This window comes from Companilactobacillus nantensis DSM 16982 (genome assembly GCF_001435815.1).
GTDB lineage: Bacteria > Bacillota > Bacilli > Lactobacillales > Lactobacillaceae > Companilactobacillus > Companilactobacillus nantensis.
The window spans coordinates 66,010-80,784 of the sequence record NZ_AZFV01000012.1 but is presented as its reverse complement, the minus strand read 5'-3'; the positions used below and the strand labels follow the sequence as shown (position 1 = coordinate 80,784).

At 36.6% G+C, this 14,775-nt stretch carries 15 protein-coding genes; 6 read left to right on the top strand and 9 right to left on the bottom strand.

The features are described 5' to 3' along the window. From FD31_RS06865 to FD31_RS06855, 3 genes are all read left to right on the top strand, one after another. The coding region (locus FD31_RS06865; RefSeq protein ID WP_162258540.1) for a LysR family transcriptional regulator substrate-binding protein at positions 1 to 535 on the top strand (535 nt) is incomplete at its 5' end. A 60-nt stretch (positions 536 to 595) separates the two neighbouring features. Further along, the gene (locus FD31_RS06860) at positions 596 to 1,201 is read left to right on the top strand and encodes a nucleotidyltransferase family protein (protein WP_057892027.1); all 606 of its coding nucleotides are present in this window, start codon (positions 596 to 598) and stop codon (positions 1,199 to 1,201) included. A 4-nt stretch (positions 1,202 to 1,205) separates the two neighbouring features. Continuing rightward, a complete protein-coding gene (locus FD31_RS06855; RefSeq protein WP_057892026.1) occupies positions 1,206 to 1,505 on the top strand; it encodes a hypothetical protein in 300 nt (99 codons plus the stop codon). 76 nt (positions 1,506 to 1,581) lie between these two features. Here the strand turns inward: FD31_RS06855 and FD31_RS06850 are convergent, their stop codons facing one another. The 3 genes from FD31_RS06850 to FD31_RS06840 all read right to left on the bottom strand — a co-directional run bounded on the left by FD31_RS06850 (position 1,582) and on the right by FD31_RS06840 (position 6,090). Beyond that, positions 1,582 to 2,007: a hypothetical protein gene (locus tag FD31_RS06850; protein WP_057892025.1), complete on the bottom strand. Its 426-nt coding sequence runs from the start codon at positions 2,005 to 2,007 to the stop codon at positions 1,582 to 1,584. Then, positions 2,007 to 3,530, bottom strand: a complete 1,524-nt coding sequence (locus FD31_RS06845) for a Y-family DNA polymerase (protein WP_057892024.1) — start codon at positions 3,528 to 3,530, stop codon at positions 2,007 to 2,009. The genes FD31_RS06850 and FD31_RS06845 overlap by 1 nt, the downstream gene beginning before the upstream one ends. Positions 3,531 to 3,639: 109 nt before the next feature. Continuing rightward, positions 3,640 to 6,090: an L-type lectin family protein gene (locus tag FD31_RS06840; protein ID WP_157049151.1), complete on the bottom strand. Its 2,451-nt coding sequence runs from the start codon at positions 6,088 to 6,090 to the stop codon at positions 3,640 to 3,642. A 247-nt stretch (positions 6,091 to 6,337) separates the two neighbouring features. On the opposite strand from FD31_RS06840, the gene FD31_RS06835 reads away from it, so the two are divergent. Together FD31_RS06835 and FD31_RS06830 are read left to right on the top strand one after the other, a co-directional pair. Continuing rightward, positions 6,338 to 6,982 carry a CatA-like O-acetyltransferase gene (locus FD31_RS06835; RefSeq protein WP_057892022.1) on the top strand — a complete coding sequence of 215 codons (645 nt, stop codon included), beginning with the start codon at positions 6,338 to 6,340 and terminating at the stop codon, positions 6,980 to 6,982. 498 nt (positions 6,983 to 7,480) lie between these two features. Continuing rightward, the gene (locus FD31_RS06830) at positions 7,481 to 8,962 is read left to right on the top strand and encodes an MFS transporter (RefSeq protein ID WP_057892021.1); all 1,482 of its coding nucleotides are present in this window, start codon (positions 7,481 to 7,483) and stop codon (positions 8,960 to 8,962) included. A 47-nt stretch (positions 8,963 to 9,009) separates the two neighbouring features. On the opposite strand, the gene FD31_RS06825 is transcribed toward FD31_RS06830, so the two are convergent. Then, positions 9,010 to 9,747, bottom strand: coding sequence for a sulfite exporter TauE/SafE family protein (locus FD31_RS06825; protein WP_057892020.1), 738 nt, complete (start codon positions 9,745 to 9,747; stop codon positions 9,010 to 9,012). A 2-nt stretch (positions 9,748 to 9,749) separates the two neighbouring features. Continuing rightward, positions 9,750 to 10,292, bottom strand: coding sequence for a YbhB/YbcL family Raf kinase inhibitor-like protein (locus FD31_RS06820; protein ID WP_057892019.1), 543 nt, complete (start codon positions 10,290 to 10,292; stop codon positions 9,750 to 9,752). Between the two features lie 83 nt (positions 10,293 to 10,375). Between FD31_RS06820 and FD31_RS06815 the strand changes: the two genes are divergently transcribed. Beyond that, positions 10,376 to 10,933 (top strand): TetR/AcrR family transcriptional regulator, encoded by a 558-nt coding sequence (locus FD31_RS06815; protein WP_057892018.1) that lies wholly within the window; start codon positions 10,376 to 10,378, stop codon positions 10,931 to 10,933. A gap of 303 nt (positions 10,934 to 11,236) precedes the next feature. On the opposite strand, the gene FD31_RS06810 is transcribed toward FD31_RS06815, so the two are convergent. The 4 genes from FD31_RS06810 to FD31_RS06795 all read right to left on the bottom strand — a co-directional run bounded on the left by FD31_RS06810 (position 11,237) and on the right by FD31_RS06795 (position 14,653). Beyond that, positions 11,237 to 11,926 carry a M57 family metalloprotease gene (locus tag FD31_RS06810; protein WP_057892017.1) on the bottom strand — a complete coding sequence of 230 codons (690 nt, stop codon included), beginning with the start codon at positions 11,924 to 11,926 and terminating at the stop codon, positions 11,237 to 11,239. Positions 11,927 to 12,011: 85 nt separating this feature from the next. Then, the gene (locus FD31_RS06805) at positions 12,012 to 13,340 is read right to left on the bottom strand and encodes a glycosyltransferase family 2 protein (RefSeq protein ID WP_057892016.1); all 1,329 of its coding nucleotides are present in this window, start codon (positions 13,338 to 13,340) and stop codon (positions 12,012 to 12,014) included. A gap of 6 nt (positions 13,341 to 13,346) precedes the next feature. Continuing rightward, entirely contained in the window at positions 13,347 to 13,847 is a 501-nt protein-coding gene (locus FD31_RS06800) for a hypothetical protein (RefSeq protein ID WP_057892015.1), read from the bottom strand. Beyond that, on the bottom strand, positions 13,844 to 14,653 hold the full coding sequence (locus FD31_RS06795; protein ID WP_057892014.1) for an EAL domain-containing protein: 810 nt from the start codon (positions 14,651 to 14,653) through the stop codon (positions 13,844 to 13,846). Before FD31_RS06795 ends, FD31_RS06800 begins: the two co-directional genes overlap by 4 nt. Positions 14,654 to 14,775 lie beyond the last annotated feature (122 nt).

The following is a 14,775-nucleotide window of genomic DNA, read 5'->3' as shown; positions in this document are numbered from 1 at the left end:
TAACTTGTTCTTGCAATTTGCGAGTGAGATTGGAATTTTGTATTTGAATAACTTTAATCGCCAAGTTATGCAACGTTTGTTTAAAGAGTATGATTTGGAATTCACGCCGTTATTTAAAGCTTTGCCACATGTTTTTGTGGGGCGCCAAAATCCATTGACAAAGAAGAAACGAGTGACATTGGCTGATTTAGCAGACTATCCTTATTTATCATATGAACAAGGAGATAACAATTCTTTTTACTTTTCTGAGGAAATCTTGAGTACTTTGGATCGAAAGAAGAATATTAAAGTTAGTGATCGGGCCACAATTTTTAATTTAATGGTCGGGTTAAATGGCTATACGATTAGTTCTGGAATCATTAGTAATAAATTGAATGATGATAAGATTGTCGCCATTCCATTGGATGTGGATGATTCGATGACGTTAGGTTGGTTGAAACATAGCCAGTTGGAATTGAGTCCGATAGCTAAAAATTATTTGAAGATGCTGAAGGAACATATTCGCGGTTATGGTTTTGAAATTATAGAAAAATAGGCTTTATTTGTATTTTCGTTTCGTAGTTTAGGATTGAACAACTAAATACGAAATGAGGATATGAAAATCAGTGCTGATACTATAGAGGTTATAGAGTGCTTTTTACGAAGGTATGAAAAAGATTATATATTTTTTACTAGTAGTTTTTATTTTGAAAACATAAGCCAACTTAACCTTCGTAAATTATTAGTGGATAAAATTATTGATAACGCAGAATTTCTTAATGAAGATTTGTCAGCGTATATTTTAGATTTATCTACATGGTTTAAAAGTAGAGAAGACAATTTTGATGAACTTCAGAGAAATTATAACTTTAGATATCGTATAAAGAAATTTGAAGTTGTTATCGAAAAGTTAAATCACAATTTGAATAGTCATAAGTATGTTTCAAAAATATTGAATGATTTGTTTGGTGAACGTATAATACTAGACAATGTGATTCACAAAGAACAAGAAATAAAAAAATTACTTGATAATTTAAAAGAAGAATCAATAATATATCGTTATTATTATCGCTCAGATGGTAACTACCACGCTTTTCATTGTTACTTGCAAGATACAAATAATCACTTACCTTGGGAGTTTCAAATTTGGGATAGTAGCAATGCCGTTGCTAATTATCTTGAACACGACCGTCATGAGAGAGAACGAAAAGAGAAGGGATAAAAAGATGAAATACTACCACTTTATTGTAATAATTGACGTTGCCAAGCAGACTTATGTATACCATTATTCGAGCCAAAACAGCAAAGAAGTTTCTGAAGCTAGGGGGAAACTTAGACAAAGTCTTGATGGGCTACCAATGATATGTGGATTACATATGCTAACAACGGATGCTGCCAGTTTTGAATCAGTTCAAACAATGGATCCGTATTTTAAAGGCATGGTAGAAATTAATGATTTGGCTGAGTTTAGAGAAAAATTTATTTTGTATTTAGAAGAATTTGGACTGATGGGAATAAAATCTTAATTTAATAGTCCGTCTAGGAATTTGACTTTATGTTTATTAGAAACAAAAATAAGGACTTGCACTTTACGTGCAGTCCTTATTTTTTTATCAACTTTATGGAACGTATATTTAAAATAGCGACGGATAATTCATCAAAATCAGCTCGTCCCTTTTTCCAATCAAGACTTTTTAGGTACCCTTTGAAATGTTCATAGTATCCAGATTCATCATTAAAATAATTAACATCGACTTTTAAAGAATGAGCTTGTAAGTACTTCAATTGTCGTTCAATAGTTAGCTCGGTCTCACTAGTAGTGTATTTTTTGCGTTCATAGAGTTCAGTCTTTTCTTGAATTAAATCATTAAAACCTTCCAAGGCTCCAAACGGAGCAAATTGGAAAGCTCGGTCTAATTGATTCATTGGCAAATGCCGTTTTGATTGGTGATAGGGGACATTCATAATGTCGTTATATGTGGAAGTATCATTGAAAATTTTTTGTTCAATTAAGCGCTTTTCATCCATTAGGCGTGGTGACCTCCAATCTGATTATTTCGCTCAATCGTGGTTGAACCTGCTTCCAAATCGGATGCCTTGAGAATAATGTTACGATTGTTGAATTTCTTTTGTAAGGAAAGAATGGTTTCTTGAATTTTGCGGTCTTGTTGACGTTTAATTTGGGCGTGTTTATCAGCGATGATTTCTTGTTCAGGATTACCAAATAGGTCAATCTGCTTAAAAGTTTGTTTTTGTAACGCCGTTTTTTCATCGACAAGATTATTGGCCGTTACAGTAACGCGACGAATCAGCATTTTAGGATTAACGTGTTTTTCATACATATCTTTAAATTTACGCCTGAGTTCGGTTGACGAAGAGGTGACAGCTTCAAGTTTAACAAAGGTATGATCAGGCTTGGGCGTTTTGCGACCGTAATAGTCGGTGGTCAGCTTGCCAGTAAAGCCGTTATCAATTTGTAAACTGGTAATATCGTAGTCAACGATTAAGCCAATTCGGTCAGTGACAACTTTCTTTTGGACGAGGTCTAAAGCTAGATTATCACTCATACCACGAACAATTTTCAAACCATCTTCGTAGGAAGTTGGTTTCATCAAAACTTGGCTCGAGTACAAACCGTGATCATCGGACCGATAATTTTTAATATCAGCCAAGGTAGCTGTTTCATGTCCCCAAGCGTGGTCGATAATTAGTTCAGCGTTCTTACCAAATTCGTGATAGAGGATTTCTTCATTTTTCTCATCAGAAAGGCTACCTAAAGAGCAACGTGCTACATCGCCCATCGTATGTAACCCTAGCTTTTCTAATCTTTTTTCAGTTCCGTGACCAATCCGCCAAAAGTCAGTCATTGGTTGATGTGCCCATAATAATTTACGATATTGTTGTTCATCCATTTGTGCAATTCGCACGCCGTCAGCGTCACCAGGAATATGCTTGGCAACGATGTCCATTGCTACTTTGGCGAGATAAAGATTGGTTCCAATGCCTGCTGTGGCTGTGATTCCCGTTTCAGATTGAATTTCTTGGATAATATTTTTGGCAAGTGCATGAGCTGTTGTATCGTGCTGGTCCAAATAGTCAGTGACGTCCATTAAAACCTCATCAATTGAGTAAACGTGAATATTTTTGGCAGCAATGAAACGTAAATAAATTCCGTATATTTCAGCACTTTTGTGCATGTAAAAATTCATTCGTGGCTTGACTGTTTTATAACCAATTTTTAAAGTAGGTGAATTTAATAAGTGTTGTCGGTTAATTGAAGAATATCTTGTTAAACGATGTGATGAATTATCTTTTAGACGTTGTCGATTAAGTTTATTAACAATTTGTTCAACTTGAAAAAGACGAGGACGGCCAGGAACACCAAATTTTTTAAGGGCGGGAGAAACGGCCAGACAGATAGTTTTATCAGTCCGTGAGTTGTCAGCTACGACTAAATTGGCGTTAAGTGGGTCCAAATCATGGGCAATACATTCAACGGATGCGTAAAAAGATTTTAGATCAATTGCCATATAAGTACGTTGTTGTGCCATTTATTTGGCCTCCTCATCAAAATTGAGCAAACAAGAAAACGGCTGCGAAAAACGCACCCGTTTAAGTTGTATGCAAACATCTGTTCGCATTTATTATTATAACATTTTTTTACGTATTATTAACTGAATCAGAAACAGTCCATGTTAAAGTCCCAGTGTATTGGCCAGCAGTACTGATTCCGAGTTGTTTCAAGAGTAGACCAGTATTGCTTGTCCAGTCATCGGCAATGTCAGTAGTCGTACTAGTATCTGAAGAAGTAGTATCTTCATCAATCAACGTTGGCGTTGTACTGAGGGTATTGTATTGCGATGCACTATCTTTCTTATAGACCAAAGTCATGTTGTTATTTAGTGTTTGACTATTTAGATATAGACCGTTAGTTGTAACTTGAAGTTGCCATGGTTCACGAATGCTTGTCACGCTGAGATCAAAGTCAGATTTTCGGGGCAAATATTCAGTATTGTTACCATAATTAACATCTTTGAATGCCAAATTGTTTGAGACAGTCATGCTAAGAGTCTCGTCTTGTTTCGTTACAACGTTGTATGTAATTGTATTGGAAACTAGTCCGTTAGCTGCATCGATTGCTTTAACAGTGACCTTGTTAGTTGTTCCTTGAGCAAACAGATTCCAGAAAGCTGTGTCATCATTGATGAGACTCTTTAGATTAATAGTTTGATCAAATTTTGTACCTGTAGCAGTCGAGGCAACTTGATATGTTTTGTCCCCAGCAGTGATTTGGTAAACAATGTTGGTACTGCTACTTGTATCACCAAAACTGTGGTTATCACTGTAGTTCAAAGTAGTAGGTAAGTCTAAAGTGGCAGTATCTTGTTTATAGAGTAAATCAATTTCGTTACTTGAATTTGAATTGGCTAAATTCAATTTATAATTTGGCGTTGCTAAAATTGTGAAAGCTGGACTATTGGTTGATGCAAGTGAATTGGAGCCACTGAAGGTCGCTACAGATTTAGCCACGTTGATATCACTGGTTGTAGTGTTGACGGCTTTGGCATTGATGGTGATTCTAGCTGATTTTCCGGCCGCTGATGTCCCCAGTGTTTGAGCCAAAGTATGTTGCAAGGTGCTGTCAGTAAGTTCACTAGCACTGATATTCTCTGACGAACCATCAGAGTAAGTGATAGTAGCAACATTGTTAGCAGCATCAGGTGTGACAGTAACATTGTCCGGGATTTTGATTTTGGCAGCAATGTCTTTCCAATCAACATTGCCAGTGAGGTAGTTCAAGTCATAATTTAATTCAAGTGAATCACCATTACCGACTTTTTTATCAGTTGATGAGTCAGTGATTTCTTTATTATTTAAAGTTGTGTCGACGATATTAGCGTCAGCATCAGAACTTAGCAAATCAGGGATTGAATCAAAAGCTACTAATTTGGTAGCAACATTAGTTGCAGGACCATTGGCAGCTGTGAATCCCCAACGAACCTTACCATCAGTGGAGTTGAGTTTTGAAGTATCCGCATTAATGGTATTTGAAAGTTCTTTATCATCACCAGTCATAGTGTTATCACTATAGTCTGGATTTTTGTCGTTGAAGTTATACGATAAAGTACCGTTAGTACTTCCACTAGCAGGAGGTGTCCACTTAATCGTCACATGGTGCCAATAAAGTAGGTTGCCATTTTGATCTTTTCCATCAACTAACATGGCTGCCTTACTACTGTTGTGAATTAGTACAAAGCCAGAAGTCCATGGACTATAAGCATTTACAGCATTTCCTGTAAAGTCGGTTGATTGATAAGAAGCGGCAAGACCGGGATAGGTCATGGCGATGTGTCCAAAGGGGCCACTAGCACCGTACTTGGCATCATTTGAGAAGCCTAGTGAACTCGACACCGAACTCCCCAGTTGAGTATCATATCCGTCCAAAGAGTAATAAGTACCTAATGATCCAAAACTAAACACACCAGAATTATTATTGATTGGTTTTGTTGGTACGAAAAAACTATTATTGGCTGTATCAAATTCAAGAGCAATACTATTTTGAATAGCTGTTTTTTGAATGTAACTTTGAGTGGCGCTAGTTCCGCTCAAAATATTGTAACCTGAGGCGTCATAACCATAAACTCCCATACCTTCGAGCCCAGCGCCTAAGGCTCCGACACCATTTTTATCGTTTTGTAGTACGAAGGAAATACCTTCACTGTTAATAGCATCAGAATCAGTCCCGGAACCAAAGTACAACCATGCAGAAATCGTTTGACTTTTATTAATATCAAAGCTTTTGTTGGTTGACCACATTGATCCATAAGTGTTGGGACCACTGGCTAAAGATACAATATTACCTTTACTAGAATTAGCTCCGGTTGTATCGACAATTTGAGCCGAATTAGTTGTGTAAATATCCTTACTATCAATTTTAGTAGGGGCAGTATTAGACATATAGCTACTGACTGGAATACCAGTTGGAGCACTTTTTAAAACATCCAGATCGGTACTTTTAGTTAAAGCAGCTGAAACGTTATTTGTATTAAATGAAACAATAGTAAAAATACCTATGAAGACATAAAAAACAGTCCATAGGTTTTTCCTCAAGTGATTCCTCATGTACATTGTCCTCCCTCAGTTAAGAACAACTTTAATATTGAACATATTGTATCACTACATTAATCAAATTCAATTTATTTAATTATAATAAAATTTATATAAATTGAGTGTTTTAGGCAAAAATTTACATATAAGGAATCCATGATTCTTAAATCCTGATAGTTTTAGAATTTGTGCTTCTTAAAAGTTGTATGATACTAATATAGAAGTAAGACAATTTTTAGGAGGAATTACGATGACGTTTACGAAGATAGATTTAGACAATTGGAACCGCAAGGAAGTTTTTGAACATTTTATTGATCAAAAGACAACTTACAGTGCAACACATGAAATCAACATTGAAACGGCGTTACACTTTGCTAAAGAAAATGATTATAAGTTCTATCCATTATTTATCTATGCAGTTTTACGTGTTATAAACTCCAATTATTTGTATCGAATGGACTTTAATGACCAAGGAGAATTAGGCTTTTACGACAGTAGCACAGCCTTTTATTCAATCTTTGATAATAAGCGCGAATTGTTCTCCAATATTGACACTGAAGATACTTATACTTTCGCCGAATTCCATCGTGATTATTTGGATGATGTGGCTAAATATCGTGATACTGGGAAACTGTTCCCTAAGCAACCAGTTCCTAAGAATGTTGTTAACATTTCAATGATTCCTTGGGTAAGTTTTGAATCATTCAATTTAAATATCGGTAATAACGATAATTATCTGTTACCAATCGTAACGGCCAGCAAGTTCAAAAAGCGGTCAGACGGAATTAAGTTGCCTGTCTCATTCCAAATTCATCACGCTGTTTGTGACGGATATCAAACAGCACAATTTTTCAATCGTTTACAAGAAGTTTTAGATGAACCAGAAGAACTATAATGTAAGGGTAACTAAAATCTAATTTTTAGTTTTTAAATTTGATATGTAGCGCGTTGTGCTAGTTGCATCGTTGACGGAATAGTGAAATAGGCTATAAGTCCTGTTAATTTAGAGATTCGGAATAAAAACAACGAATAAACTAACCGGAAGGAACAAGAATTTAGGTCGCTGTGAAGGTGGCGTTATGGCTTTAGCCATTACACCACGGGACGAGTTTTGAAACTCGCGGTTTATGTGAGGTTCAAAATCGAGATTCGAGACCGCCCTTTGGCTCGAATCGTTCTCCATAGCGACCTAAATTTCTTGTTCCTGGAGGCAGCATATTTAATCAGTACCACTCGTAGTTGATTGTATGATTTATTAAATAAGCATATAATTGAAAATAAGTTATGTCTTTTCAGTAAATATCATAATTGAGGATTGCCAAAGAAATAAGACGTTGCACGATGTGTAGGTCTTATTTTTTGTTGGTAAATATTATAGGGAAGAAGTAGAGGTATGAGTAGAAATCGTAAGATATTGGTTACCTTTGCATTAGTGCTGTCGAATATGATGGCTGGACTTGATGCAACGATTATCAATACCGCATTGCCAGCAATCATTAGTGATTTGCATGGTATTCAGTATATGGGCTGGATCGTGGCTATTTTCTTGTTAGGGATGGCCGTTTCAACACCGTTATGGAGTAAGTTTGGTGAGAAAAAGGGTAATAAAGTTGCCTATATTACTGCCACAGTTGTTTTCATGATTGGAGCGTTATTTCAAGGATTAGCTCCAAATATTATTTGGTTTATTACAGCCAGAAGTATCATGGGAATCGGTGCTGGTGGAATGAATACAATTCCGTTCATTATCTACTCACAGATTTTTAAAAATATTAAACGTCGTTCGCAAGTTATCGGTATTGCATCAGCTGGTTTCAGTGGGACGTCAATTGTTGGACCGTTAATTGGTGGTTGGATTGTTGATACGTTTAGTTGGCATTGGGTGTTCTACATCAACTTGCCATTAGCTTTATTGTCAATTACGATCGTAGCTATTTTCTTTAATTTGAAAGAGAAACTCAATGAGGAAAAAGTTGATTACTATGGAGCTATTTTGATGGTTCTAGGTTTGACATCGTTTTTGATTGGAATTCAAGAACTCGGAGTTTCATCGATTTTTGTTACTATAGGATTCATTGTCTTGGGAGCTGTACTGATTTTTTGGATGTCACGGATTGAGAATAAAGTTGATGATCCAATCGTTCCTAATCGTTTGTTTAAAAATGAAAAACTCGTGATTGATTTGATTTTGTTTGCTTTATTGTGGGGATCGTTCGTTGCTTTCAATATTTATATTCCTATGTGGGCTCAAGGAATTATGGGTTTGAGTGCGTTAGTCGGAGGAATGACACAAATTCCTGGGGCAATCGCCAATTTCATCGGTTCAGAATTAGAGCCTTTCATGCAACGGAAGATGAGCCGCTATATGATTATTGCCATTGGGACAGCATCATTTTTGATTTCCTTTGCTGGTTTGTATTGGGCTAGTCAAAATACTAGTTATACGTTCCTCTTGATAATGGGTGTCTTTGAAGGATTCGGTATTGGTGTTTGTTTCAACGCATTGTTGATTGCAGTTCAGTTTGATGTGGAAACTAGGGACGTGCCAATTTCGACATCATTTGCATACTTGGTTAGAATTTTGAGTCAAACATTTATGTCATCAATTTACGGTGTTATTTTAAACTTGGCTTTGATCAAAGGTGTTCGAGAAAGTCACGGTCACATTACAATGGGGATGATGAATAAACTAAGTAATGCGGCAGTCGCAAAAGATTTGCCTAAAGCTTATGTACCGCAAATGAAACGAATTTTCTTCTCAGGAATTCACAACATTATGTTGACGGCGTTAATTCTAATTATTTTAGTTATCATTATTTTGGCTTACTTATTTAGACGAGAAGCAGTTAAAAAGAGCGTTATGAAGGCAAGATAAAAACAGCAACCGATTAGGGTGCTGTTTTTTTGATAAGAATTATTTTTTCACAAGACTGATTTAATACCCATGACAATCAATAAAATAGCGATGAGATATTGTGTCCAAGCAGTGTGTTTACTTTTAGCTAGATGATTAACTAATACTGGAGCAATTAAGGCACCAATGATAGCACCAATAATTAAGGGGACCCCAGCTTGCCAATAAACGTCTCCGCCAGTTAAGTGAAAGACTGCCCCGAGAGCACTCATACCAACTAAAACATAAGATGATGTGGCCGTAGCTTCAAAAGTATCCAAACCTAGAATTAATAATCCCGCTAATACCGGACCACCACCACTTAAACCAGCAATACCAACCATTAGTCCACTAACGATGCCATATAACGCCGCTGCATATTTGTTCTCCGTGGTTTTATTAACAGCTTGATGTTGTTTGAAAAAGATTTGTCCACCCAAGGCAACCAAAATAATTGCAATCAGCCATTTATAGAATAATTGGGGAATGTGTGGGGATAAGAGTGAACCGACAATTACAGCAGGCAGAGCAGTTAATAACATTTGATTACCTAAGTGAAAGTTAACTCGCTTTTGTCTGATGTAAGCAACTGTTCCAATAATTAATGATGGTAATGCTGTAATAATCGACGTTGCGGCAGCCTCAGCGGGAGGTAGATGGAACGCTGACGAAAGTATTCCTAAATAAATTGCTGCTCCACCGCCACCTAAGGCAATGACAAACGTTCCGATTAGAATTCCTGCGATAATTAACAAAATTGTGGCCAAGATTAAGGCCTTCTTTCATAGAGTAAATTCTGACTAGTTTCTGTTATTGTGACATTGTCAATTCGATTCATTAATTCGTTCAAGCCAAAGCCTGCTTCCAAATTTAAAGCCGAATCCATGGCATAGACAGATAGTCGATAATGATGAATTCCATCTTTGGGACGGGGACCAGAATAGTGAGTTGTCAGTGATTGGCGAAATTTTCGACCTTTCCACAGAGGTTCACGGAGGTCTTGAATTAACGAATCAAGACTGTTTCTACCTTGAGGAATGGTCGCAAGTTGACTAAAATTAGATTCAATTGTTAGATTATCTGAGGTAACCGGATAATCTGTAACTGACCAATGAATCCAAGCAAAGCCAAAGATTGGGATTGTATCATAATCAATTAAGGTCCAACTTAAATAACGTGAGTCTTTAGGTAGATTAGTAACTGTAAAAGGAAACGATGTTTGATTGATACCATGGTTTAGGTTGTCGCTAGCAACGTTACAACCATATTGATCAGGAATTGTATTATTCGAAAAATTCGTTTTAATTTGCATAAGTTATCACCAGATTGTTATATTATATTTACACTGTGTAATTATAACTTACAAACTGTAAAAATCAAGTTGGAGGGGTTATTTTGACTTCAAGAACGTTATCAAAAGAAAAAATTGTCACAACAGCAACAGAATTAATTAACAAACAAGAAACTCTAACTTTTACCAAATTAGGTAAAGAGTTGGGTACTAGGTCGCAAGCTATTTATAATTACTTTCCTGACGTGATGGCAATAAAAGTTGCTGTGGCGGTTAATTTTTATGACCAACTAGCAATTCGGTTACAAGCTGATTTGTTAGGTTTATCTGGAAAGCAGGCAATTAAGACGTTTGCCAACACCTCAGTCCATTATTCCTTAAGTAAATTTCGTGTCACGCAACAGATTCTCAGTATTCCAGCAGGTAATTTGCATGATCCTGATTTGGATAAAAGTTTTGAGGCGTTACATACTATTTTGGATCGTTTGTTAGATCCATTTATTATGGATGATAAACAACGTTTGATTGTTTCTCGAATGTTGCGCAGCTTAATTATTGGTGAGGTTATTCATGTGGGTAACGGTCGGTTTGATAATGAATTGATTAATGCACATGATAGTTTTGATGAAATGCTAGAAATTACATTATCAGGTTTGGGGTAGGCCGTCTCCGAGTGCGAGAAATTTTGGTTGGCTGTGGGGACCGCCTGGAGCCAAGGTCTCCAGGCTCGATTTTGAGCTTCGCAAAGTACGCGAATCTCAAAATTCGTCCCGTGATGTAAAGGCTAAAGCCTTAACGCCACCTGCACGGCTAACCAAATTTCTCGCACTCGGAGACTAATGTGTTAGTTATATATTTGTTATTAACTACTTTAAACACATTGGTAAACAGTAATTGATATTTAGCAAACAAAATAAAAGGCAGTACCAACAATCTTTAAAATGATTGTTGGTACTGCCTTTTTGTTATTTATAAATATTTTTCAAACCATTTAAATCTGCTTCTGATAGTTTTGAGACGCCTTGATCGACTGGATACATGACTGAATTAGTAAACGAACTATGTCCTAAGCCTAGAGCATGTCCCAATTCGTGCATGGCGACTGAATCTTTAATTGCTAGGTTGGGATAGGTTAAGTTCAGTCCAGCCCGACCGCTGTTGATAGCGTAGTGATCTAGTTGTAATGCTGAAGGGCCTCCGCTGCCTAGTTCAACGGTATTGGCTGCAAAGTTTTCAATCTTCTTATGATAAATCGAGAATGTGATATTGTTTTGATTTGGTTGGGCTGTTCCGGGGATAAGTTTGACGATGCCGGTGTTGTTGTACGCTGTTACGGCATTTAAAAAGACTTCGCGAACGTTTCCAGGGACGTTACTTTTGAAATGGTAATAATAGGTGCTTGATGTGTTCATATCTTTTAATGGTGCTTCGATTGGTGTAGCAACTTTCCCAACTTGTTCCTCAGAAGTTGTTTCAGTTTTACCAGTGAGCTTTTTTTCGATATTGGCTTTAGCTAAATATAAATATGGTTGTAACCGAGTATTGGTTTCTTTTATTTCACTTTTAACTTGGGGGACAATTTGTGGGTGTGTCTCTACGACAACAAAAGCTGCTGCAAGAATGATCACCCAAGCAATCCATGAATTTCTCCTCATTGTAACTCCTTAAAAATTGCATTTAAATCTATGTAATCATAGTTTTTTAACCTGTAATTGTCCACTCTAACGATTAAAAAAGTGACTACTTCTTATTCTGCAAGGAACTACGTTTAGGGCTGACCCAAGTACCAGAGCCAAAGCCGAGAATGGTTTTCATGGCAGGGATGAATGTTGCGACAACGGTGATGGGATTGATCATCCAGTAAAAGAGCATATATAGTGGTGCGAAAAAGGCATACTTGAGCTTGGCACCGTGATGATCAAGTAGTAGCGCGGTAATTAGCTGCATACAGCCGGCTATCAATTCAAAGGTTACGAAGATAAATGAAATGACGAAACCATGGAAAAGTCGTTCATAATTTCCTTGGAAAAGATTTATTGCCATGGCGATTATGAACATTACCGAGGTAATAACAAAAAAGAAGGACCAAATAATCGATAAGGTGGAGTCAATAAACATCGACATTTGATAACGACGTTGAATCGGATGAAATAGAAATTTTTTCACATTGGTCAACCAAACTTCGGTACCCCCTTGAGCCCAACGACGACGCTGTTTATAAAGGTCGCCAACTTTTTCAGGAACATTCATATGAAAGACGATGTCTGGCGCAAAACGTGGAATAGCACCGATTGTTTGATGATCCCAAGCAATACTGATATCTTCGGTAGCACGATCTTGTCGAAATCCACCAACATCTATGAGAAAGTCTTTCTTATAGAGCGTATTAGCACCACTATAAGCGTACATTGAGTCGTTAATGGAAGTTTGACTACGTTTAATAACACCAACAATACTAGAGAATTCGACGGTTTGAGATTTGCCAAGTAAAGTACTGCGGTTTTGAACGTCCATATTGGCCGTAACTGCCGAAGTATTCATGTCTTGAGCATGCATGAAAAAATTCATATATTTCATTAAAGCATCTGGTTCAGGAATCGTATCCGCATCGTTACTGAGAATATATTCCCCTTTGGCAAAGTGCATACCGATATTAAAGGCGTGTGCTTTGCCTTTATTTTTAATGATGTTGATTGTCCGCAGGCGTGGATATTTGTTCATCAAGCGTTTAATAATGTCAGCTGTCGAATCAGTTGAACCATCATTAGTAACTAAAACTTCAAAGTTATCGTAATTCAAATTTTCAAATAGGTAAGTAATTGTTTCTTCAATCACAACTTCTTCATTATGAGCTGGAATCATAATGGTAATCATTGGTTGTTGTGCTTTGGGAATATTGTGCCAATCAGTATCGTATTTGTTCTTCTTTAAAAAGCGATAGTTGAGGGCACCGCTGAACCAGAAAAAGGAGCCAACAATTGGATATAAGCAGAGAATCAGTAGACAAATATTAACAAAGGTTCCTAAAGCAGTTGACCCTAAAATATGGTCGATAAAAATGTTTTTCATGTGTTTCTAATCTACCTCGTCTAAATCTTTTTTAGCATATAATTTTTGAATCTCGTGTGTTTCCAAGTTTTGTTCGGGTTGCACGTCATAGCTACGAACATTCTCACGAAACTCTTGGTCGCCAAAACGTTGATCAATGAAATCATCGATAGTTTGCTTTCGTTTCTTTTGGTCAATCGGATTGAAAGTTGGCCATTGTTCAACGACGCGAGCTCGTTTGCGGTTTTGAATGATAGTCATTCCAGTTGAAAAAATTACCGTCATAACCCAGGCGAAAACAAGGATGATGCCGATAAATTTGATTTCATAAATACCTTCACTGAAGGACCAAATGTGTGGAATTTTGGGATTGAAACTTGCCCAGAAGGAAGTGACCGTTATAACGATAGGAATAATGACTGCAAACCAGCCAATAATTGCCACGATGGTTTGTCTGATTTTAAGTAATATGTGACCGGATTCAAAATATTTATCCGTATATAGTTGTTGTTGATTTTTTTCTTTCATTGTTTTTCAGTTCTTTCAGGATTTTCGGGATGTCCAAAGAGGTAACCTTGCCGTGTTTTGATATTTAATTGTTCAGCTAAGGCTTCGTCATCCTCATTTTCGATACCCATCAAGATTAAATTAATATTGTTTTCTTGAGAGATTCGATTCCAAGATTGTAAGTTCAAATCAAGCCAGACGTTCGGATCGTCTTTTCGAAAGTCACGCATGGAACATTTGAGGTTGTCGACAAAAGGTAACATCCATTCGATTTCCTTTAAGTTTTGTAGATTGGAACCCACGTTATCGATACCAAACTGCATGTTGTAGTTTTGAGCTTCACGAATCCGTTTTTCAAATAAGTAGCGATTTTTAAAATGGTTGTTTTTCCCTGGTGTGTATTCAATCGATAAGTTCATTGGTTCTATTTTAGAAATAGCCCAACGAACAAAATATTGAAATTCCGGACTAATAATTTGGTTATACTCCAAATTGATAGATAAAGTGATCGGTTCAGCAGGTAATGATTTGAAAGTGTCTTCCAGTAGGAAAACAACTCGTTGTAATGGTAAAGAATCCAAATTATCAGGTAGTGACCAAGATCCATCGGCATTTTGTTGACGTAATAAACATTCGTAGCCAATGGTCTTGTCTTGATAATCGACTTGTTTTTGAATAAAGTAGCGCAGTTTAAATTCTTTGTTCTCTAGGTAGTTATTACTGGATTTTCGTGAATTCCAGTAAGTAACGGCAATTGTTATAACGAAAAAGAGAATTGTTAAGATAACAATTCCTAAAAGAATCCTTTCTAGTTCTAAAAGACTCATGATGATCCCCCAAAAATATGCAAAATATAATAATTATTATAAGCGTTATAGGCTATGAGTGATATCACTTTTGTACGATTTTAAGGAAAAAGCGTTACCAATCACAATTGACTCAAATGACA